Genomic DNA, 22196 nt, shown 5'->3' on the forward strand with positions numbered 1-22196 from the left:
CCGTTTAGAACTCTTTTCAGACAATAAATATTTAATAAAATACGAAGATAAGATAGCTATATTGCTTCTCATCTTTACGTTCTTTATGATTTGTCAAATTAAGCTAGAATAAAATGCTTCTTGTACATAGCTCAAAAATATTTCGATTGGTGTTCTGTAATTCAATGATTTTCTTGGAATATGATTACGTTGATTGCTGACACTGGAAATAAATGTCTGATTCACTTCTCTAAAATCCATTGATTTCGGCAGTCCATTACGACGCAGAATCCCGTTAGAATTCTCGTTTAATGGGCGTTGAGAAGGTGTTCCAGGGTCCGCAAAATATATATCAATATCATGTTGGTTACTAATGGCTTTCCAGTTAGAAAATTCTTTTCCACAGTCAAACGTAATAGATTTAAAGAAGTTTTTAGGGAAGCGAGAAAACCATTGATTAAGGGCAGTTTCAATATCTAATGCCTTACGGCCGTTGGGTTTAATCGTGATAATGACTTTAGATAATCTTTCAACTAAAGTAATGACGGCACTTTTATGATGAATGCCAACGATCGTATCACCTTCAAGGTGACCAAACTCAGAATTGAAATCAGGATAATTATCAGGTCGATCATGGATTGAGCGCTGATACTGTTGTTTTCCCCGTTTTTCCTGATGGCCATTGGGTTTTCTTTTACCTTTCATCGGTAGTGTGTCAATATCAAATATTCCTTTAGAAAATAAACGATAAAGGGTTCTCATACCGCATGAAACAGGTCTTTCTTTTCGCCCGATAATGACGTCAGGCGTCCAACCAAGAGTGACTTTCTCTTTAATGTAATCTACTTCATGAGCAGGTAATTGAATGACTTTTCTACCACATTTTTTCTTATTTTCTTTATACTGGTGCCAATAATCAAGAGCAGTCTTGCCTTGCTTGAACTTATTGACTACATTATAAATAGTTTGTATAGTACGTCCCATTCGGTTAGCGATTTCAACCGGCTTATTATGTTGAAGATAATATGATTCTATCATTGTCAGTTCGTCTATGGTAAGATGTTTGTAGGTCATTTATGGTTACACTCCTTTGTTTTCTTTCGTCGGAAATACAATTTGAGTGTACCATAAATGCCTTTTTATTTTTCTAACTTAATTTTACAATTCGCGCTTTTAGAAACTATGCTTCTACTTCAGACCATTCATCGCGTTTTGCTAAAAATTCACGAGCCAAAGCTTGTGCACCTTCTAGTGTATGGCTGGCAGCCCAGCCACATTGTGTTTCATTGCTTGCAGGTACTTCAGTAGCTTCAAGAACATCTTTCATTGTTGCTTCAAGAACATCTAAAATGTCTTCGTAGCTTTCATGATTCAATACAGTCAAGTAAAAGCCTGTTTGGCATCCCATTGGAGACCAGTCTACGATGTAATCTGCGTGATTGCGGATTAGTTCGGCAGTCAAGTGCTCAAGTGAATGTAGACTTGGCATGTCCATGTGTTCTTTATTTGGTTGTTTAAAGCGGACGTCGTATTTAATGATGACATCGCCATGCGCACCCGTTTTTCGATCAGCTACACGTACATAAGGTGCTTTGACTTTTGTATGGTCAAGATTAAAACTTTCGACATTCATTCTCATTTGTAAGACTCCTATCTGTTTGTTCATTCGTTTTGATGCTTTTCACTAAAGAATTATTTAGTGAAATTTACAAAAACGTCTTTCTACTTGATTCTAACACTTATCGTTTCCAAGGTGTAGCAATCTGAAATATTTTTTAGATTTTTCTGCTAAGTCGTTTATTGGGACTTCTAGTTCTTGATTCTGTCAAATGCCTGAGCTAAATCGTTTATGAGATCCTGACCATACTCAATTCCTACAGAAAGACGGATCAAGCCGTCCTTTATGCCAGCCTCTTCTAGTTTTTCTTTTGGAATAGACGCATGAGTCATGACAGAAGGAATTTCCACTAAACTTTCTACGCCACCTAAACTTTCTGCTAAAGTAAATAGTTGGAGTGATTCAACAAATGGAATAGCAGATTCTTCATTTTTTAAAGTAAAAGAAATCATTCCGCTAAAGCCGCTCATCTGTTGCTTAGCAACTCCATGGAGTTCATGATCGGGTAATCCTGGATAGTAGACCTTTTCTACTGCTGGATGAGAAAATAGAAAATCAGCTATCACAAAAGCATTTTTTTGATGTTCCTCCATACGAACACTTAGTGTCTTGATTCCGCGCTGAAGTAACCAGCTATCTTGGGGACCAAGTACGGCTCCGATAGCATTTTGGTAAAATCCGATCTGATCGGCTAGATCTTTATGGTTAGAAGTCACTAAACCAGCTACTACATCGCTGTGTCCGCCTAGATATTTGGTACCGCTATGGACAACGATATCAGAACCGAGATCTAAAGGTCTTTGAAAATAAGGAGTAGCAAATGTATTGTCAGCAATAACTATCAATCCATGTTGATGAGCCAGAGTGGCACTTTTTTCTAAATCAGTAATCTTTAGAAGCGGATTGCTAGGTGTTTCAAGATAAAGTGCTTTTGTATTGGGTTTGATGGATTGTTCTATTTTATCAAGATTACTCGTATCTATGATCGTGTACTCGAGACCATTTTTAGTAAGAACTTTGTCAAATAGACGGAATGTTCCTCCATAGACATCATCTCCTAATAAGATATGATCGCCAGCTTGAAAAAGAGAAAAAACGGCATGAATCCCAGAAAGACCAGAAGAAAAAGCGAATCCTCGAACACCGCCTTCCAAATCAGCAATCAGTTCTTCCAATGCAAAACGAGTAGGATTACCAGATCTTGAATATTCATATTGTTTAGGCTGGCCGACGCCATCTTGCCGATAAGTGGATGTTTGATAAATAGGTACACTGACAGCTCCTGTTGTGGGATCTTCACTGATGCCTCCGTGGATCAATTTTGTTTGAATGTGCATGTTTCTTTCCTCCTATAAGTAAATGTTTTTTGATAAATAGCGGTCTGCTGCGTCTGGAAAAATCGTAACGACACGATGACCAGGTGGTAAACGACGAATTTCTCTTAATGCTGCTGCAAAAGCCGCACCACTCGAACTTCCAACTAATAGTCCTTGTTCTCGTGCTAACTGCCTAGTATAGTTAAACCCTTCTACATCAGAGATTGTCTCGATCTGATTGATTGAAAGGTGAGAAAGAAACGGCGGAATGAATTCTACACCGATACCCTCAATTTCGTGAGGGGCTGGATCACCACCATTTAACACAGAGCCCTCTGGTTCTACACCGATTATTCGAATGTCGGGATATTTTTCTTTCAAAAAGGTAGAAGTTCCAGCAAAGGTTCCACCACTCCCAATTCCTGCTACAAAACTATGGATATTTTCTTTGATTTCATGAAAGATTTCTGGCCCTAACGTATGATAGTAAGCAGCAGGATTATCTTTATTTTCAAATTGAAGAGGCAGATAGCTGTTTGATATCTCCTCTGCAAGTTTTTTACTTTTGCTGATGGCACCGATGATTCCTTGCTCACTAGGAGAATGGATGATCTTTGCTCCCAATGCTTTCATCAATTGTTGTTTTTCTAAGCTAAACTTCTCTGGAACAACAAAAACCGTTCTTAATTTGTATGTGAGTGCGGCCAGAGCGATCCCAATTCCTGTATTTCCGGCAGTTGGTTCGATGATCGTCGTTTTTTCATTGATTTTTCCTTGGGCAAATCCTTCTTTGATCAAATAACTGCCCAATCTATCTTTGATACTTCCTCCAGGATTTAAATATTCTAGTTTTGCATAAATAGCAGAACCTTTAGGCATAGAATAGTGCTGATTGTCAAAGCGATAAAGCGGTGTGGAACCAATAGCTTCTGTAATTGTCGAGATAATCATATGGGCCTCCTAAAAAAAGATAATAAAAAAAGGAGCTGACTATTAAATCAGCTCCTTGAAAGACATAGAGAAAAATTGAGTAGATAAAAAGATAAGTTACCTGGTACTCATTCTATGAAGGGCAATTAATAGACATGACAAATAGTATGCTGCTTTTATGCACCATACAACAGCAACGATTCAATTGTTTTTGGTTGCTGACTGTCATGTGTATCCCTCCAAGTAAAATTTTTATTAACGATAGCATGAAAAAAAATAAAAGTCAAAGGCTTGAAAGAAAAAAATATTTCGATAGCATCGTTTACCCGTGTTTATTTTTCTGACAAATAGGCATGAGACCTTAAAAGATAGAGAATACTCTAGTTTTCTGGCCGGTTGTCTGATACAATAAAGTTGATTATGATAAAGAAAAGAAGGAGCAAAAATAATGATCTCAGCAAGTGATTTAAGAGCCGGTATGACTTTCGTACAAGACGGCAAACTGATTAAAGTTCTGGATGCAAGCCACCATAAACCTGGTAAAGGAAATACAGTTATGCGTATGAAACTGAAAGATGTCCGTTCAGGTGCAACATACGACACAACGTTCAGACCAGAAGAAAAATTTGAAAAAGCACATATCGACACAAAACCTGTACAATATTTGTACACGATGGATGATACAGCTTTCTTCATGGATTTGGAAACATATGAGCAATATGAAATTCCTGTAGAAACAGTAGAAGAAGAAATGAAATATATCCTAGAAAACATGGAAGTAAAAATCCAATTCTTCGGTAGCGAAGTCATCGGCGTTCAATTACCAACAACTGTCGTATTACGTGTTGTGGAAACACAACCTTCCATCAAAGGTGCAACAGTCACTGGTTCAGGTAAACCAGCGACAATGGAAACTGGCTTAGTAGTCAATGTTCCTGACTTCATCGAAACAGATGAATTGTTGGAAATCAATACAGCAGAAGGTTCTTATGTAAAACGTGCGTCAAAATAATTCGCTAACGGATTGATAAGAATTTGAAAACAGAGCTTGACCTCTTGAAAGGCAGATCATCGGATCTGCCTTTCAAGAGGTTTTTTTGTGGAATCAGCAAATTGAAAAATAAAAAAGTATTTGATTTTATTTATATTTTGAAAGATGAATGGCAAAAGCTAGAGAAAGAAGAAACTGCACTTATTTATGAAGAAATTGAAATGATTCATAAAATTGAAAATATCCGAACTATTCCGAACTATATTGAAGCGAAAATATTCTTTCATCACTAAATAGTGTTGAATTTATGTTTTTATGTATAAATAGCTTCTAATAGTTCGGGTATTTTGTTTTTATAACCATTTTTATTCTTATTTTTAAAAAAATATTTCGAAATATACTAGACAATTCAGAAAATTTTGTTTAATATTATTCCAATAAAATTCAAATCTTTATCAAATTAAATTCCAATAAAAACGGAAAAAAAGTGAAAAGAGGAATGAAAAAATGACAGAATTGATAATTGGCGGAGTCACAGCAAGCACATTGGCAGAAAAGTATAAGACACCTCTGTATGTGTATGATGAAGAAAAGATGAGACAAACGATGCTGTCATTCAAGCGAGGCTTTGTATCGAAACGTTTTGATACAAAAGTGCTTTACGCCTCTAAAGCATTCCAAACGATTGAGATGCTGCATTTAGTTCGTGAATATGGATTCGGGCTAGATGTTGTCAGTGGTGGGGAAATCTATACCGCTTTGCAAGCTGATTTCCCTAGAGATACTATCTACTTCCATGGTAACAACAAGACGCCAGAGGAACTGATCTATGCACTTGAAAATGATTTGTTGCATATTGTTGCCGATAATTTGATGGAAGTTGAATTATTAGCAGAATTAAGCCAACGCTATTTAAAAAAAATCTGTATCATGCTTCGGTTGAATGTCGGAGTAGAAGCACATACTCATGAATATATCGTCACTGCGCATATTGATTCAAAATTCGGCATGAGCTATGAAAGTAAAGAGTGCCAACAAGCCCTTCAGTTGATAAAAGAAAGCAGCTATCTAGAGTTAGAAGGATTTCATGCTCATATCGGGTCACAAATTTTTGATGTTACTGCTTGGTTAGCTGAAATCGACAAATTGACGAATTACTTAACCGATTTTGACCAACCTCTTTCCTTGAATCTTGGCGGAGGGTTTGGGATTCGTTATACACAAAATGATCAGCCAATCCCAGTCGAAGAGGCACTAAAAAAACTGATTGAATATACGGAAGAAGCTTTGGAAAAACGAAAACTGACCATTCGTCAATTACTGATCGAACCGGGTAGAAGTATTGTTGGAGAAGCTGGTACAACACTATACACGATTGGTTTCATCAAAAAGACACCACATAAAAAATATTACTTTGTAGATGGCGGGATGACAGATAATATCCGTCCAGCTCTGTATCAGGCAGAATACGATTGTGATTTAGCAGCAAAACTGTCGGAAGAAAAAACAGAGAAAGTGACGATTGCAGGAAAAATGTGTGAATCAGGCGATGTGGTAATTAAAGAAGCTTATTTGCCGAAAGCAGAATCGGGTGATCTTTTAGCTGTTTATTCCACGGGAGCTTATGGATACTCGATGAGCAGCAACTACAATCGAGCGACACGACCAGCAGTTGTTTTTGTCAATAATGGCCAATCAAGACTGATTGTTCGCAGACAAGCATTTTCTGATCTACTAAGGGGGGAAGTTTCCTATGATCCTTCATAAATATAATGGCTGCGGAAATGATTTTATCTTATTAGATTACGCAGAAGACACAGATTATAGTCAATTAGCCGCTTCTTTATGCACAAAAGAAAAATATGATACAGACGGATTGATCGCCGTAAAAATCGATCCGTTGGAAATGATCTATTACAACAAAGATGGCAGTCGCGCGCCGATGTGCGGAAATGGCATTCGCTGTTTTGCTCGATACGTAAATGATCAGAACATGATGAATGAACAGGAATTCAACGTAGAGACATTAGCAGGCACAAGAAAAATTACGGTGTTGGACCCCTCACCTTTTTATTGCAGCGTAGATATGGGAGTGCCAGATGATTCTCCGGAAAAAATCAAAACTAATCAAACTTATCCAATAAAAAACCAGGAAATAGAGATCAATGGTGACAAAGTAACGATCACTAGTTTATTTTTAGGAACGATTCATACCGTTGTTTTTGTTGAAAATGCGCGTGAGGAAGTCTGGAGAAAAAGAGGTGAACTGATCTGTCATCATCCTTTGTTCAAAGAAAAAACCAATGTCAACTTTGTAGAAGTAGTCAATGAACAAGAATTGATCGTCCGTACCTATGAAAGAGGTGTAGGTTGGACACTTGCTTGCGGTACAGGTTGCTGTGCCTCTTATGTGGTTGCTAAGGAAACTGGGAAAATTTCAGCAGATCAGGTAGTTGTTCACTTGGAACAAGGAGACTTGATGATCTCTGGTAAGGATACGATACAAATGGCTGGCCCAGCAGTTCATGAATGGACAAGAATATTGGAGGAATGAAGATGATAAAAGGTTCGATCGTGGCGCTGATCACGCCGATGAATGAAGAGGGATCAGTAGATTATGCTGGTTTGGAAAAATTGATCCAATTCCATTTAGATGAACAAACAGACGGATTATTAGTTTTAGGTACAACAGGAGAATCTTCTACGCTCACACAATCTGAGGAGGAGAAGATCCTTCAACTGACAGTAAAGAAAGTGGCTGGCCGTGTGCCGGTGATTGCAGGAGCTGGAACGAATAATACAAAAGAAACGATTGAAAAAGCGAAGCATTTTGCTTCTTTGGGGGCAGACGCACTTTTGGTCATCACCCCTTACTACAACAAAACAAGTGACGCAGGACTAGCTGCTCATTTTACAGCAATTGCAGAAGCCTCACCGATTCCGCTTATTTTGTATAATGTTCCTTCTAGAACAGGCATGTCGATTCCAATTCATGTATTAGTAAATTTAGCAGAACATCCTAATATCATTGGTTTGAAAGAAGCCTCAGGAGATATGGCTTATGTGATGGATGCCGCTCGGTTGATTGGAGAAGAATTCTTCCTTTACAGTGGAAATGATGATTTGATCCTACCAGTAATGAGTGTAGGAGGAAGCGGTGTAATAAGTGTATGGGCGAATATCCAACCTAAAATAGTCCATGAATTAGTAAAAGATACGCAGGACGGAAGATGGCAGCAAGCAAAAGAAAAGCAATTAAATGCACTTGAACTGATCCATGCCTTGTTCAGTGAGACCAATCCTATTCCTGTCAAAGCAGCCATGTCATTATTAGACTTACCTTCCGGACCTCTACGCCTGCCTTTAGTTTCTCTTTCAAAAGAGAAAAAGAAACAATTAGCTCTGCTTTTGCTAAGGGAAAGGACGGTTGAAAAATGAAAATCGGACTGATTGGCAGTGGACAGATGGGAAATAGAGTCGAAGAAGTTGCACAAGAAAGAGGAGATACGGTCCTTCTTTTACGGACGGCACCTAAAGAAGCAACTACGCTTGCTTTTACGGAACTGCCAGAACTGCTTATTGATTTTTCTCATCCAGATAATTTAGAGAAAATCCTTTCGTATAGCTTATCATATCAACTTCCGTTAGTCATTGGCACGACAGGTTATACACAATCACAGTTCCAAGAAATAAAAGAACATGCCAAACATGTACCTGTGATGTATAGTGCTAATTTTTCGTTCGGCATCATGGTGATGAATCAACTAATCAAGCAAGCAACTGCAATGTTGCAAGGCTGGCAGATCGAACTGATTGAAAAACATCATAGTCGTAAAAAAGATGCACCATCTGGTACTGCAAATATGCTGCTTCAAACAATCCAAGAAGTGCAAAAGCTGCAGCCCGTATACAACTGGCAAGGGAAAAAAAGAGAAGAAAACCAAATTGGTGTACACAGTATTCGTGCAGGTTCTTTACCTGGTGAACATGATGTATTGTTTGCTGCTACTGATGAAATATTTACGATCAAACATGAATCTTTTTCTAATCGAATCTTTGCTGCAGGCGCAGTAGAAGCAGCGGACTGGTTGAAAGATCAGTCACCAGGTTATTACAAATTAGAAGATTTATTAATGGACAAAGGGGTGTAAAAAACGTGGAAGCTCAAGAAATCATCCGCTACATTCAAACGGCATCTAAAAAGACGCCTGTGAAAGTCTATCTGAATGTAACCGAGCCAATCGAATTTAAAGAAAGTAAAGTTTTTGGTGAAGGAAGCAGCTTCGTTGTTTTTGGTGACTATGAGACGATTGCTCCGGTTTTAGAAGCTGAATCAGAAAAAATCATTGAAATCGAAATCGAAACTGCTGCAAGATACAGCGCAGTTCCTTTGCTAGATATTAAAAAAATTAATGCTCGTATCGAACCAGGTGCTATTATCAGAGATCAAGTGTCAATCGGCAACAATGCCGTGATCATGATGGGAGCGATTATCAATATTGGTGCAGTAATCGGTGAAAACACGATGATTGATATGGGTGCTGTCTTAGGTGGACGAGCGACAGTGGGCAAAAACTGCCATATTGGTGCAGGAGCTGTCTTAGCAGGTGTGATCGAACCAGCATCGGCCAAACCGGTTATCGTAGAAGACGGCGTACTGGTAGGTGCGAATGCAGTGATTGTTGAAGGTGTCCATATCGGAAAAGATGCAGTCGTGGCAGCAGGAGCAGTGGTTTTAGAAGATGTGGCAGCAGGCACTGTTGTCGGTGGAATACCTGCACGTGTATTAAAAATAAGTGATGATCAGACAAAAGAAAATACAGCATTGATTGCTGCGTTACGCGAATTATAGAGGAGATGGAGAAAAATGCGCGAAATAGATACCTGTATTGTGGGGGCAACCGGATTAGTCGGCCAAACGATGCTCAAAGTGTTAGAAGAATATGATTTTCCAGTAGGACGATTGAAATTATTAGCTTCAAAACGTTCAGCCGGTAAAGTTTGTGTATTCAAGAAAAAGAAACACACTGTACAGGAATTGACAGAAACTTCATTTGAAGGATATGATTTAGCGCTATTTTCTGCAGGTGCTTCTGTATCCAAAGAGTTTGCGCCAATCGCACGAAGTCAGGGACTATTTGTCATAGATAATTCCTCAGCATGGCGGGAAGATTCGGATATTCCATTAATCGTTCCAGAGGTCAATCTGGAAGACTATACATTGAATCGGCTGATTGCAAATCCAAATTGTTCAACCATTCAAGCGGTACTTCCGCTTAAAGCTTTACAAGAAGCCTTTGGTATCCAGCGAGTCAATTATTCGACCTATCAAGCAGTTTCTGGTTCCGGGCAAAAAGGCATTGAAGATCTTCATCGTACGCAAAATGACGAGGAACCAGTTTTGTATCCTTATAATATTAGCCAAACGGTGATTCCGGAAATCGATCAGCCTTTGGAAAATGGGTATACAAAAGAAGAACAGAAAATGATAAATGAGACCCGTAAGATTCTGCATCAGCCTGCTTTGCCAGTATCAGCAACCTGCGTACGTGTGCCAATCGAAAATGGACATGGAGTCTCTGTGGCAGTTCAACTGCAAAAAGAGTTTACGACGGAAGAAATTAGAGAGTGTCTCAGCCAGTTTCCAGGGATTCAATTAGAAGATGATCTAGCAGCACATAAATATCCGACGAGCATTCTTGCTAGAGGAACAGATATGGTTTATGTTGGGAGGATCAGAAAAGACACTTCTTTAGAGAACGGATTGTTGTTCTATACGACTGCCGATAACATACGCAAAGGAGCCGCTGCGAATGCCGTACAGATTGCTGCAGCTTTAATGCAGAAAATAGCGGAGGTGGCAAGATGAGTAATACGCTGAAAGTAGCGAAATTCGGCGGAACATCGATGTCTCATGAAGAGCAATTCAAAAAAGTCCGTACAATTGTTCTTTCAGATCCCAATCGCCAAGTGATCGTTGTTTCTGCTTTAGGCAAACGTACGTCAGATGATGACAAAGTAACAGACTTACTTTATTTGATTTATGCTTACCTTCAGCATCATGTTGATTGGACACCCCTTTGGAAAAGGATTTGTGATCGTTTCATTCAAGTAAGAGATGTTCTTGCCCTGCAGTTACCTATTGAAGATGAACTAGCACGCATACAGAAACAACTGGAAGACGAAAAGATAACTGAAGATTATTTAGTAAGTAGAGGTGAATATCTGACTGCTCAACTGATGGCTGAGTATCTTGGTTACCAGTTTATTGACGCAAAAGACCTGATTTTCTTTGACTATGATGGGAAAATCGATCAGGAAAAAACAGCACAGGAAATCACAAAAGCATTTAAAAGATATCCGAAAATGGTTGTTCCAGGGTTTTACGGGGCGAACCCTGCAGGAAAAGAAAAATTATTGGGCCGTGGGGGAAGCGACATTACCGGCGCGATACTGGCGAAGATGTTGCAAGCGGAAAGTTATGAGAATTGGACGGATGTTTCAGGAATCATGATGGCTGATCCGCGAATCATCGATCATCCTAAAATCATCGAGGAAATCTCTTTTAGAGAACTGAGAGAGATGGCTTATATGGGGGCTAACGTTCTTCATGAAGCAGCTGTTTTCCCAGTTCAAGAGGCTGATATCCCCATCCAAATAAAAAATACCAATGATCCTTTCGCTCAAGGGACAAAAATATCGAATCACGAAATAGAAAAGGAAAATGGACTGACAGGAATAGCTGGACGCAAGGATTTTCTTTCCATCACTTTATTCAAACGTCATATGTCCGATGAAATCGGGTTTATCTGGAAAGCAATGAGCATTTTTGCTAAACATGAGATATCAATCGAACATATTCCTTCAGGGATCGACAATATCGGAGTGATCGTCTCAGCAGAAGCGATTGCCGATAAATTATTTCTCATCACGAAAGAATTAAAAGAAACACTTGGCGTGGAAGAAATCGTCGTGATTGAAGACTTAGCTTTGATCTCTGTCGTTGGCGGACCGCATAAAGAATTGATTGGATTATCTGGAAAAGTGTTATCGATATTGAACAAATTAGAAATTCGCACATCGATCTTATCACAAGGAGCACAGGAGTTGAATCTGATCATCGGTGTACCGAATAATCAATATGAAACAGTAGTGAAGGGTATCTATGAAGGGATGGTGAATACGGATGCTGAAAGAATATCGAATGGCACTCCATCAAATTCCTGAAATCGGATTTCATGAATTCAAGACAAAAAAATATTTATATGAACAAGTAAAAAACAGCGGGGCCGTTATCCATGAAATCGGCGAAACAGGACTACTCCTTTATTTTGATAATCAACAAGAAGAAACGATTGCTTTTCGAACAGATATCGATGCACTGCCAGTCAAAGAAGAAACGAATCTCTCTTTTGCTTCTAAGCATGAAGGTTATATGCATGCATGTGGTCATGACGGACATATGGCGATGCTTTTAGGGTTGACTGACTTTATAACTAAACACATTGAGGATCTTATTTATAATGTAGTACTGATCTATCAGCCATCAGAAGAAATTTCCGGTGGCGCACAAAGCGTTATTCAGTCAGGATTGTTGGATAAATATGAAGTACAAGCAATATTTGGCTTTCATCTATGGCCTGGACTAGCTAAGGGAGAAGTTTTCTCTCGACCAGGACCTTTGATGGCACAAAGCAGTGAAACAGACATTATCATTAAAGGCCAGTCTGCACATATTGCTTCTAGTGAAAAAGGAATCGATAGTCTTGAGGCAGCTGTACGATTTTTGAAGAATGTTTATGATTTTGACCGGCAATTACCGGCAGAGTGGAATCATCTAATGAAATTTGGCCAAATCCAAGGTGGAACGATCCGAAATGTTTTAGCTGGAGAAGTTATTGTATCCGGAAGTATCCGTTCTTACAGTTCAGATATGCAAAATTATTTGAAGAGGGGATTAGACCATTTAGCAGAACAGTTTCACTCTACAGCTACTATTTCTTTTCGCTATAATGACGGCTATCCAGCTGTAATCAACCATAGAGGCTTATATGCAGCACTGTTAGATTCAAACAAACTACATGAATTAGATGCTCCAGTTCTTCAAGCCGAAGATTTTGGCATATATACGCAACAATATCCATGTGTATTTTTCTTTTTAGGTGTCGGTGATACCCCTGCTTTACATGATCCGACGTTCGATTTTGATATGGATGTTTTAGAAAATGGTGTAGAATGGTACAAAACGATTCTTTTTACAGAAAATCTTCTTGTAAAAATCGATAGCAGTTCAAAAGAGGAGCGAGTAAATAATGATGAATTTATCCAATCGATTTAGTCCCAGGCTTTCTAGAATAGAAGTATCAAAAATACGACAATTCGATCAGCAAATATCGTCGATACCAGATGTGATCAAACTCACCCTGGGAGAACCGGATTTTCCAACTCCTAAACATGTCAAGCAAGCAGGAATAGCAGCGATTGAAGAAGACTTTTCTCACTATACCGGAATGAGAGGATTAGAGGAACTGCGGGAAGCGGCTTGTATGTTTCAGCAACAGCGTTATGGATTAACTTATGATCCGCAAACGGAAGTTTTGACGACAGTTGGTGCAACGGAAGCGATTGCCTCTGCGTTGTTATCTGTTTTGGAAGAAGGAGACAAGGTTCTTATTCCAGCGCCTGCTTATTCAGGATATCAGCCATTAGTGGAACTAGCTGGTGCTGAATTGATCCCGATAGATACTTCTGACACAGGGTTTGTCTGTCAGCCGGAACAATTTGAACGAGCATTTGAACAATATGGATCAGCTGTCAAAGCAGTCATTTTAAACTATCCTAACAATCCTACTGGGACGACATTGTCTGCAAAACAATTGAAAGCAATCGCTGAGGTTTTAAAAAAATATCCGGTATTTGTTATAAGTGATGAAGTATATGCTGAATTGACTTATAGTGGAACGCATATGTCCATAGCTACTTATCTTCCAGAACAAACAATCGTGATAAGCGGGTTATCCAAGTCACATGCGATGACTGGTTGGCGAGTGGGCTTTATTTTTGCTCAAAAAGCCCTTATTGACGAACTAATTAAAGTCCATCAATATCTGGTGACTGCCGCTACAACGATGTCGCAAAAAGCTGCAGCTGAAGCGCTAATAAATGGGGTGAAAGATAGCGAGAATATGAAAGAGCAATATCAAACACGAAGAGACTATCTGGTCCAGCAATTGGCGCCTTTAGGATTTGAAGTGACCCAGCCAAACGGTGCATTTTACTTGTTTTGCAAACTCCCAGCTGCCATTCAAACTGACTCTTGGCAGTTTTGTGTAGAATTAGCGGAACAGGCAAAAGTTGCGTGTATCCCAGGAATTGCATTTGGCCCAGAAGGAGAAGGTTATATCCGGATTTCTTATGCTAGCAGCATGGAAAAATTACATGAGGCCTGCAAACGGATCAAAGACTTTTTAACAGAACAGTGATTCATAGATTTTATCAAAAAAACAATCGTTAATTTTGCGGTATATTCTGCAAGGAGACGATTGTTTTTTAAATTTAGTTCAAATGAACGCGTTTCTTTTGATTCATAACTAATGTAATGTTAAGTTTAAATTGTTTAGAATGATTTTAAAAGAATATTCAAGGAGGTTTCATCAATGGAAAAAATCAAAGTTGTCATTGTAGGTGCATCTCATGGAGGGCATCAATCGATCTTGGAACTATTGACACGATACGGTGAAAATGTAGATATCACGCTATTTGAAGCAGGAGACTATATTTCCTTCATGTCATGCGGTATGGAGCTGTATTTAGAAGACAAGGTAACAGATGTAAATGATGTGCGTAATTTCAGACCAGAAAACTTTCCGCAATCCAATGTTCATATTTTAAATAATCACGAAGTAAAAACGATCGATGCCGATAAAAAAACAGTAACGGTTACTAGCGCATCAGATAACGAAACAAAAGAATATCCTTATGACAAATTGATTTTGAGTTCTGGTGTCAAACCAAACAATCTGCCAGTACCAGGAGCAGATCTAGAAAATGTCTACTTGATGCGTGGATACAATTGGGCAACCAAAATCAAAGAAAAATTAAATGATCCGGCTATAAAAAAAATCGCTGTCGTAGGTGCTGGTTACATTGGGATCGAAGCAGCAGAAGCAAGCCGAAAAGCTGGGAAAGAAGTCGTCTTGCTTGATGTGATCGACAGACCCTTAGGCACTTATTTAGATGCTGAGATGACAGACATTTTAGAACAACACCTAAATGAAAACGGTATTGAAGTTTTGACAAATGCAAAAATCGAAGCTTTTACTGGTAACGGAAAAGTTGAGGCAATCAAAACAAGTGAAAAAGAAATCCCAGCAGATCTGGTCATTCAAGCTGCCGGTGTGAAGGCAAATACAGAATGGTTAAAAGGGATCGTTGACTTAGATGAACGTGGCTGGATCCAAACAAATGAATACTTGCAAACGAATCTTCCAGATGTGTATGCAGTAGGAGATGCTACACTTGCTTATTCTATCCCAGCCCGCAAAAAAATGCCGATCGCTTTAGCGACTGTTGCACGTAGAGAAGCACGTTATGTAGTAAAACATCTTTTTGAAGAAGTACCAAACAAACCGTTCGGCGGAGTCGTAGGTTCCTCTGCATTAAGTGTCTTTGACTATCATTTTGCAGCAAGCGGATTGAATAGCTTTACAGCAGCAAAAGCAGGAGTAGATGTACGAGTGTCTTATTATGAAGATACGTTAAGACCAAAATATGTACCAGAAGAACAAGGAAATCCAAAAGTGTCCATCCAATTATTCTCGGATCCAATGACCCATCAATTGCTAGGAGGAGCAGTATTATCTACCTATGATGTTACAGGTCAAGGAAATGTATTGGCACTAGCGATCCAAAACAAACTGACTTTAGAAGAACTAGCAGAAGCTGACTTCTTCTTCCAGCCAGGCTTTGACCGACAATGGAGCATGTTGAATCTAGCCGCTCAACAAGCGTTAGGAGAAGAACCATTTGTAGAATAAGAAAACGAAATATTTGAAAAGAGGTTGTGACAGAAGTGGTCAGCTTCAAGAAATAAGAAGGAATTCACGAAAATCGTTTCTCAAATTTTTGTGAAAAAGCTGCCTTGCATCAAGTAATAAGAACAGCCAAGTAAAAACAGCTTCTTATGTTTTTAACTTGGCTGGACTTATTACCGCAGATGCAAGCTTTTGAACACCGTTTATTTGCAAAAAAGGGACTGTGACACGATTTGTGTACCGACCTCCAAAAGTTAGACCAAAAAATCTAACTTTTGGAGGTCGGTATTTTTTATGGTTAAATATACTTTTGAACTTAAATTAAAGATCGTTCATGATTATTTGGATGGCAAAGGCGATTGGACCGTAAAAATCCAGATCAAGAGATTGAAGCGGAAATGCTTAAAATTCGGGAGAAGCACAAGGATTATGGCTGTTTACGGATGACCAATGAACTAAGAAACCGCGGTTTCTCTATCAATAAAAAGAAAGTTCAGCGCCTGATCAAGAAGCTAGGAATAAAAGTAACGGCATACACACGTAAATCACGGCGCTACAATTCTTATCGAGGACAAGTCGGAGCAGTAGCCAAAAATCGGATCCATCGTCGTTTCTACACCAGTATCTGCCATCAGAAAATCACGACGGATACAACTGAATTTAAATACCATGAAGTGGATGCCAAAGGCATTATCCGTCAAAATAAATTGTATCTAGATCCTTTTATGGATATGTTCAATAGTGAGATTTTATCCTATCGTATCTCTGAAAAGCCCAATGCATTAGCGGTAATGGAAGGTTTGGAGGAAGCTATCCAGACCACTAACGATTGTCCCTATCGTCGTACGTTTCACTCAGATCAAGGTTGGGCGTATCAAATGAAAGCTTATAGAAACAAATTGAAGGAGTACAAAATCTTTCAAAGCATGTCTCGGAAAGGGAACTGCTTAGATAATTCACTTATGGAGAATTTTTTTGGCTTATTAAAACAAGAGATTTTTCACGGGAAAGTTTATAACTGTTTCGAGGAATTAAAATCAGCCATCGATAGCTATATCTATTACTACAATAATGAACGGATAAAACAGAAATTAAACTGGCAAAGTCTCTTCCAATTTCGTAAAACAACCGTAACGGTTGTGTAAAAATATCATTTTAGAGAATGAAAAAAAGGAGTGGATTTCTCCACTCCAAAAAAGTCTAACTTTTGGGGGTCACTACAGTGTCACAGTCCTTTTTTTAGTAAAAGGATACATTTCTTCCTTGTATATTCCATGCGTGTTCGTGAGAAAGCATATATAATTTAATTAACAGATAGTTAGGGGGAGAAAAAATGATTTTTTCAATTACAATGAAACTGGTATTCGGGTTGATCGGTTTATTATTAGTGGTACGTTTGCTTGGGAAGAAATCCATGTCAGAAATCACACCGTTTGATTTAGTCTATACGCTTGTTTTAGGTGGGATCTTAGAAGAATCAACCTATGATGACAATGTCCATGTAGGACATGTCCTATTTGCCATTGCGCTTTGGGCAGTAATGATTTATGGTATCGAACGTATCGTCCAAAAAAATGAAAAGGTCAATCGTTGGGTCAAAGGCGAGCCATCTGTTCTAATCAAAGACGGCGTCATCAACATGACAGAGTTGACAAATAACCATATCGAGATGGAGCAGTTGCGAGCAATCTTAAGACAGCAGGAATGCTTTTCTCTTGAAAATGCCAAACATGTTATCCTAGAGAATGCAGGTCAAATGAGTGTATTGAAAAAATCAGATGAAGACAAAGCTTTATCGATCCTGCTTGTAGATGAAGGGCAAATTCAGCATAAAGTGCTTCAGTCCAATCAATTGACTGAAGCATGGCTTACGGAGAACTTGAAGAAAGAAGGCTATGCAGATGTAAAACAGCTGATTTATGTTGAATGGTCAGAAGAAAAAGGGCTCTACATACTAAATAAAGAAGACGTCATGCATGAATCTTACCGAATAGATGGATAGACAGAGGTTGTGAAATCAGCGCCTTGGATTGTTACTCAAAACTAAGCGACTTTTTCACAACCTCTGATATCTAATATACGTTGTTCCAGAAGTTGCTTCTTCGAAAAATAAGCCAAAATTCCACAAAAATTTAAGAAGCAATTTTCGAAAAATCCTTTCTTATTTTTTGAAGTTGATCACTTCTGTCACAACCTCTCATGTCACAAACCATTTTTTTGTTTCCTTTAACTCAATATACCGTACGTCTTCCCACAATATCGGCTGATGGTCAATCATAAAGTAATCTTCATAGGCTTCACCAATGAAGTGCCCTTCGACCTCATCCAAGAGTCTTCCAAATTCATCTTTTAAATTGAGCTGAATGATTACTGCTTTACGAGATAAAAAGGCTTCTGTCAGTATACTATCGATTTCTTGCAATGTCATTTGTTGTTTAGGAAGAGGCTGTTTGCGTGCTTCTTCTTCATTTTTTTTGATACCGTTGACTAGTTCTTCCATCGCAAAAGCAGTCCCCCATTTTAATCCAAATGGCCGATCTCGATACTCGTTATAGTCAATGAATTTTTTTGCTGTCCGTCTCATCTTTTCCACCTTCTAATCCACTCATACCACCTGGCATGCCCGCCAACGAGAGAACTACGTGCGATGGCGCGTCCTCCTTGCAAGAGACTATGCGCATGGATGATTGATTGAAAGCCGTATTTTTTTCTAATCGTATCGACAACAAAATCAACTTTCGCTTCATTTATCTGCTTTTCAGGATCTTCAAAAAGGTTAAGCTGTAAACCTGTCGCGTATACGAGGTCGGAACAGTTCACGCCTACACGCCGAATATCCTGGTAGTGGTAATGCTGGTGGAAAATGGTCAATAAAGCATCTGCTAGATCTCTGCTAGCATTTGTCGCTTCGATTTTCATTTGCTGGTGAAACCCGGTCTTGCCATTTGGATCAAGATAGCCTAAAGAGTATCCTACCCATAAGCTGACTACTTGTGTTTTTGCTGCAGATCGTCTCAAGCGAGTGCCGACTTGGTCGGCCATTTCTTTGATAACGATCTCGATTTCTTCTCGTCTTGTATAATCTCTATCTAGGATTTGACTATTTCCGATACTTTTTGATTTTGGTGTATATTCTTGTCCCAAAAAACTTCGATTGATCCCCCAAGCATGGGCATAAAGCTGAGTACCGATGACCCCTAGCTTGCTTTTCAAGTGATAATAATCCGCGTGAGCTAAATCATAAACAGAATGTATACCCATTTGTTTCAGACGTTTTGCTGTTCGTTTGCCGATTCCCCAAAAGTCAGTGATATCTGAGATTTTCCATAACTTTTCTGGTACATCTTCATAACGCCATTCAGCAAACATTTGTTTTCCGTCTTTTGAGCCATTGTCTAAGGCTAGTTTAGCAAGTAGCGGGTTATCGCCAATTCCTATAGTCGTGTAGATTCCGGTCTGCTCAAACACATCTTTATGGATCAGTTTAGCCATGTCGTACGCATTTGTTTTACCAAAGAGTGCCATGCTATTTGTTACATCAAGGAAGCTTTCATCGACGGAATAGACACGATGGTTCGCTTCGTCTGCATATTTTTTATAGATAGAATTGATTTCTCTGTTCTTTTCCATATAATAGGCCATCCTTGGGGCAACAATATATAAATCACTTGGATAGGGGAAGGGAAGATCTCTGGCACGGCTGATATTGGTGATGCCGTAAGCTTTTTTTGCTGCAGGACTGGAAGCCAAGATTAATCCGCTACCCCGTGTTTCTGTCGAATCGGACGGATAGGACATGACTACTAATTTAGTTGTAAGGGGATCAAGATCCTTTTCAACGCACTCTACGGAGGCGTAAAAAGATTTGCAGTCAATACATAAAATATCTCTTGAAGGTTCTTTTTCATAAACAAATACCGGATTTTGATTCGCCCACATAACAATCACCTCTTCAACACAATTAGAACACACGTTCTCTTTCCGTGTCAATAAAAAACAGCAATTTTCGAATACGAGCAAAAGGCTCACATTTGAAAATTGCTGAGAGGTTATTTTTATCTATTTGTTTTTAGCTGAGATCGTTGATTTTTTTATCAAACATGAACAGCTTCTGGATCGATCTTTGTTGTCCCATTTCCAATGTGTGCAACATAAAATTCCGGAGCATAGCCGACAACTTTCATGTATTCATCATAGACATTGTTTTTGAAGGCAGGTATATTTTCTTCTTTGACAAGAGCAATCGCACAGCCACCAAATCCAGCTCCTGTCATTCGTGCACCTAAGACACCTTCTTGTTTTTGAGCAGCATCTACTAGTGTATCTAATTCGATCCCAGTTACTTCATAATCATAGCGAAGAGAGTGGTGAGAATCATTTAACAGTTGACCAAATGCTTCTAAGTTCCCAGCTTCTAATTCAGCTTTTGCCTTCAAAGTCCGCTGATTTTCAGAAACGGCATGGCGAGCTCTACGTATCAATGTATCATCGCCGATTTGGTCAATAGTTGATTCAAATTCTTCTTCATCTAAGTCTCCTAAAGAAGAGATAGGCAAAGTTTTTTGCAAACGTGCCATGGCTTCTTCGCATTCGCTGCGGCGTTCATTGTATTTTGAATCTGCCAATTCCCGCCGCTTATTCGTATTCATGATGACGATTGCATAACCATCTAGTTTCACTGGAACCATTTCGTATTTCAGCGTATTTGTATCTAATAAGATTGCATGATCTAGCTCACCGAAGCCGATGGCAAACTGATCCATGATACCTGAATTGACACCGATGAATTCATTTTCTACTTTTTTACCTGTTTGGACTAGTTCCAAGCGATTTGTTTTTAAATCAAACAGATCTTCTAATACAACACCTACCAATAATTCTAATGAAGCGCTACTGGAAAGTCCTGCACCATTAGGGATTGTTCCTTCCACTAACAACTCAAACCCATGATCGATTGAGTGTCCAGCTTCTTTTAATTTAAGGACCATTCCTTTTACGTAATTTGCCCAGTTTGCTTTTTTATCATATTCTAGCTCATCTAAAGTAAAACTAATGACACCGATATCGTCAAAGTTTGTGGAATAAACTAATATTTTATTATCGTCTCGAGGTGCTGCGACACCTTGCGTTCCATAAGTGATGGAAGCGGGGAAGACATGGCCTCCATTGTAATCTGTGTGTTCACCAATCAAATTGATGCGTCCTGGTGAGAAGTATTGTGTAGTTTTTTTAGGTCCGAATGTTTCGGCAAATTTTGTGTTTAAGCTTCTTTTGATTTCCATGATGAGTTATTCCTTTCTTGTTTTGATTTTGAATTCTGTCACTGTTTCAAATACTGATCCGGCTTTTAAATGAATCGAACCAAATGCTGAGAAGCGCTCTGCACCTGGAGCTGTTTGAGTCTCAAATGTGATGCCACCATGATGTGCCAGTTTTCGGTTGCGCATTTCTGGTGTTTCTGTGCCGAAATTTGCAGTGAAAATAACCACACTAGAAGCATCTGTAGCAATATCTACTTGGATTCTTTTATCGGGGCTAGTCAAGCGAGCGGCTTCTTTATCCAAGCCGGTTTCTTTTAAGAAAAATGGATGATCGATTCCGTCAACAAGATTTTTTTGATCCAAATCACTAGCAAAAACGGACGCTAATTTTTTAGGTATTTGAAAATCGAAAGCACTTCCTGCAGTATTTTCTTTTACCCCTATAGGAATACTATCTGTTCGCAAAGGAGCATAAGCTTCGCTATTGAGCCAAAGCTCATGTTGATCGATTGATTGAGAAGCATCTCCCGTCAAGTTGAAGTAAACATGATTTGTCGGATTGAATAAAGTATCTTGGTCACTGGTGCCGCGAGAGGTCACTCGCCAGATATTATCTTGTGTCAAAGTATAGCGGATTTCCACATCCATTGTACCTGGAAAACCATGTTCTCCGTCGGGACTTGTAGTAGTAAAAATGACAGAAGCTTCATTTTCGCCATTCAAAATGACATAAGACCATTTTTTTAATTCAAATCCAGGAGCACCACCATGCAGATTATGCCCAGTTTTTGGATCTGTGGCTAATTGGTAAGTTTTTCCATTGAGAGAAAAGCGGCCATTTTCGATTCTCCCTGCGGTGCGACCGATAGAAGCACCGATATACGGATCTTTTTCGATATATTCTTCAGCGGTATCAAATCCCAAAACTAATTCTCGATCATTTGATTTTAAACTGACGATTCTTGCACCTAAATCAGAGATAGAAAGTGCTAGCTTGTTTTTGTTCTCCAAGGTTATCAAGTGATAACCTTGGCCAAAATCTTTTTCTGTAATCTTCATTTTCAAGAT

The 22196-nt window shown here is 38.9% G+C and carries 20 protein-coding genes and 2 pseudogenes; 14 read left to right on the forward strand and 8 right to left on the reverse strand.

The features are described from left to right. Window positions 1-93 precede the first annotated feature (93 nt). The 4 genes from MKX69_RS02335 to MKX69_RS02350 all read right to left on the reverse strand — a co-directional run bounded on the left by MKX69_RS02335 (window position 94) and on the right by MKX69_RS02350 (window position 3864). The gene (locus MKX69_RS02335; RefSeq protein WP_131774227.1) at window positions 94-1053 is read right to left on the reverse strand and encodes an IS30-like element IS6770 family transposase; all 960 of its coding nucleotides are present in this window, start codon (window positions 1051-1053) and stop codon (window positions 94-96) included. Between the two features lie 106 nt (window positions 1054-1159). Next, window positions 1160-1618 (reverse strand): S-ribosylhomocysteine lyase, encoded by a 459-nt coding sequence (locus MKX69_RS02340; protein WP_002289439.1) that lies wholly within the window; start codon window positions 1616-1618, stop codon window positions 1160-1162. Window positions 1619-1788: 170 nt separating this feature from the next. Beyond that, the gene (locus MKX69_RS02345) at window positions 1789-2934 is read right to left on the reverse strand and encodes a cystathionine gamma-synthase (protein WP_002319320.1); all 1146 of its coding nucleotides are present in this window, start codon (window positions 2932-2934) and stop codon (window positions 1789-1791) included. 12 nt (window positions 2935-2946) lie between these two features. Then, complete coding sequence (locus MKX69_RS02350; protein ID WP_025478382.1) at window positions 2947-3864, reverse strand: PLP-dependent cysteine synthase family protein; 918 nt, start codon at window positions 3862-3864, stop codon at window positions 2947-2949. A gap of 427 nt (window positions 3865-4291) precedes the next feature. On the opposite strand from MKX69_RS02350, the gene efp reads away from it, so the two are divergent. From efp to MKX69_RS02420, 14 genes and pseudogenes are all read left to right on the forward strand, one after another. Beyond that, window positions 4292-4855 carry an elongation factor P gene (gene efp / locus MKX69_RS02355; protein WP_002289434.1) on the forward strand — a complete coding sequence of 188 codons (564 nt, stop codon included), beginning with the start codon at window positions 4292-4294 and terminating at the stop codon, window positions 4853-4855. 23 nt (window positions 4856-4878) lie between these two features. After that, window positions 4879-5127, forward strand: a complete 249-nt coding sequence (locus MKX69_RS02360) for a hypothetical protein (protein WP_002305974.1) — start codon at window positions 4879-4881, stop codon at window positions 5125-5127. Between the two features lie 214 nt (window positions 5128-5341). Beyond that, the gene (gene lysA / locus MKX69_RS02365) at window positions 5342-6601 is read left to right on the forward strand and encodes a diaminopimelate decarboxylase (protein ID WP_002286883.1); all 1260 of its coding nucleotides are present in this window, start codon (window positions 5342-5344) and stop codon (window positions 6599-6601) included. Next, window positions 6588-7388 carry a diaminopimelate epimerase gene (dapF, locus tag MKX69_RS02370; RefSeq protein ID WP_308947663.1) on the forward strand — a complete coding sequence of 267 codons (801 nt, stop codon included), beginning with the start codon at window positions 6588-6590 and terminating at the stop codon, window positions 7386-7388. Before lysA ends, dapF begins: the two co-directional genes overlap by 14 nt. Before the next feature lie 2 nt (window positions 7389-7390). Further along, the gene (dapA, locus tag MKX69_RS02375) at window positions 7391-8272 is read left to right on the forward strand and encodes a 4-hydroxy-tetrahydrodipicolinate synthase (protein WP_002339135.1); all 882 of its coding nucleotides are present in this window, start codon (window positions 7391-7393) and stop codon (window positions 8270-8272) included. After that, entirely contained in the window at window positions 8269-8985 is a 717-nt protein-coding gene (gene dapB / locus MKX69_RS02380; RefSeq protein ID WP_002319316.1) for a 4-hydroxy-tetrahydrodipicolinate reductase, read from the forward strand. The genes dapA and dapB overlap by 4 nt, the downstream gene beginning before the upstream one ends. 5 nt (window positions 8986-8990) lie before the next feature. Further along, entirely contained in the window at window positions 8991-9686 is a 696-nt protein-coding gene (gene dapD / locus MKX69_RS02385; RefSeq protein ID WP_002301230.1) for a 2,3,4,5-tetrahydropyridine-2,6-dicarboxylate N-acetyltransferase, read from the forward strand. 15 nt (window positions 9687-9701) lie between these two features. Next, the gene (locus tag MKX69_RS02390; protein ID WP_002286873.1) at window positions 9702-10703 is read left to right on the forward strand and encodes an aspartate-semialdehyde dehydrogenase; all 1002 of its coding nucleotides are present in this window, start codon (window positions 9702-9704) and stop codon (window positions 10701-10703) included. An 8-nt stretch (window positions 10704-10711) separates the two neighbouring features. Further along, the gene (locus tag MKX69_RS02395) at window positions 10712-12061 is read left to right on the forward strand and encodes an aspartate kinase (RefSeq protein WP_002304192.1); all 1350 of its coding nucleotides are present in this window, start codon (window positions 10712-10714) and stop codon (window positions 12059-12061) included. Continuing rightward, window positions 12021-13172, forward strand: coding sequence for a M20 family metallopeptidase (locus MKX69_RS02400; protein ID WP_002294351.1), 1152 nt, complete (start codon window positions 12021-12023; stop codon window positions 13170-13172). The genes MKX69_RS02395 and MKX69_RS02400 overlap by 41 nt, the downstream gene beginning before the upstream one ends. After that, complete coding sequence (locus tag MKX69_RS02405; RefSeq protein WP_002321347.1) at window positions 13147-14316, forward strand: pyridoxal phosphate-dependent aminotransferase; 1170 nt, start codon at window positions 13147-13149, stop codon at window positions 14314-14316. Before MKX69_RS02400 ends, MKX69_RS02405 begins: the two co-directional genes overlap by 26 nt. Before the next feature lie 174 nt (window positions 14317-14490). Next, complete coding sequence (locus MKX69_RS02410; protein WP_002286868.1) at window positions 14491-15870, forward strand: FAD-dependent oxidoreductase; 1380 nt, start codon at window positions 14491-14493, stop codon at window positions 15868-15870. A 344-nt stretch (window positions 15871-16214) separates the two neighbouring features. Beyond that, window positions 16215-17012: pseudogene (locus tag MKX69_RS02415) on the forward strand (IS3 family transposase); the annotation flags it as partial. Between the two features lie 188 nt (window positions 17013-17200). Next, a complete protein-coding gene (locus MKX69_RS02420; RefSeq protein ID WP_002318354.1) occupies window positions 17201-17869 on the forward strand; it encodes a DUF421 domain-containing protein in 669 nt (222 codons plus the stop codon). A 195-nt stretch (window positions 17870-18064) separates the two neighbouring features. Here MKX69_RS02420 and MKX69_RS02425 read toward each other — a convergent pair whose 3' ends face one another. From MKX69_RS02425 to MKX69_RS02440, 4 genes and pseudogenes are all read right to left on the reverse strand, one after another. Next, window positions 18065-18451, reverse strand: a complete 387-nt coding sequence (locus MKX69_RS02425; protein WP_002293692.1) for a hypothetical protein — start codon at window positions 18449-18451, stop codon at window positions 18065-18067. Next, window positions 18423-19806 (reverse strand): annotated as a pseudogene (locus MKX69_RS02430) (Y-family DNA polymerase). Before MKX69_RS02430 ends, MKX69_RS02425 begins: the two are co-directional and overlap by 29 nt. 155 nt (window positions 19807-19961) lie before the next feature. Further along, window positions 19962-21149 carry a galactokinase gene (locus MKX69_RS02435; protein WP_341008625.1) on the reverse strand — a complete coding sequence of 396 codons (1188 nt, stop codon included), beginning with the start codon at window positions 21147-21149 and terminating at the stop codon, window positions 19962-19964. Window positions 21150-21155: 6 nt separating this feature from the next. Continuing rightward, entirely contained in the window at window positions 21156-22187 is a 1032-nt protein-coding gene (locus tag MKX69_RS02440) for an aldose epimerase family protein (protein ID WP_002325138.1), read from the reverse strand. Between the last annotated feature and the right edge of the window lie 9 nt (window positions 22188-22196).

Source organism: Enterococcus sp. FSL R5-0957 (genome assembly GCF_038008005.1).
GTDB classification, from domain to species: Bacteria; Bacillota; Bacilli; order Lactobacillales; family Enterococcaceae; genus Enterococcus_B; species Enterococcus_B faecium.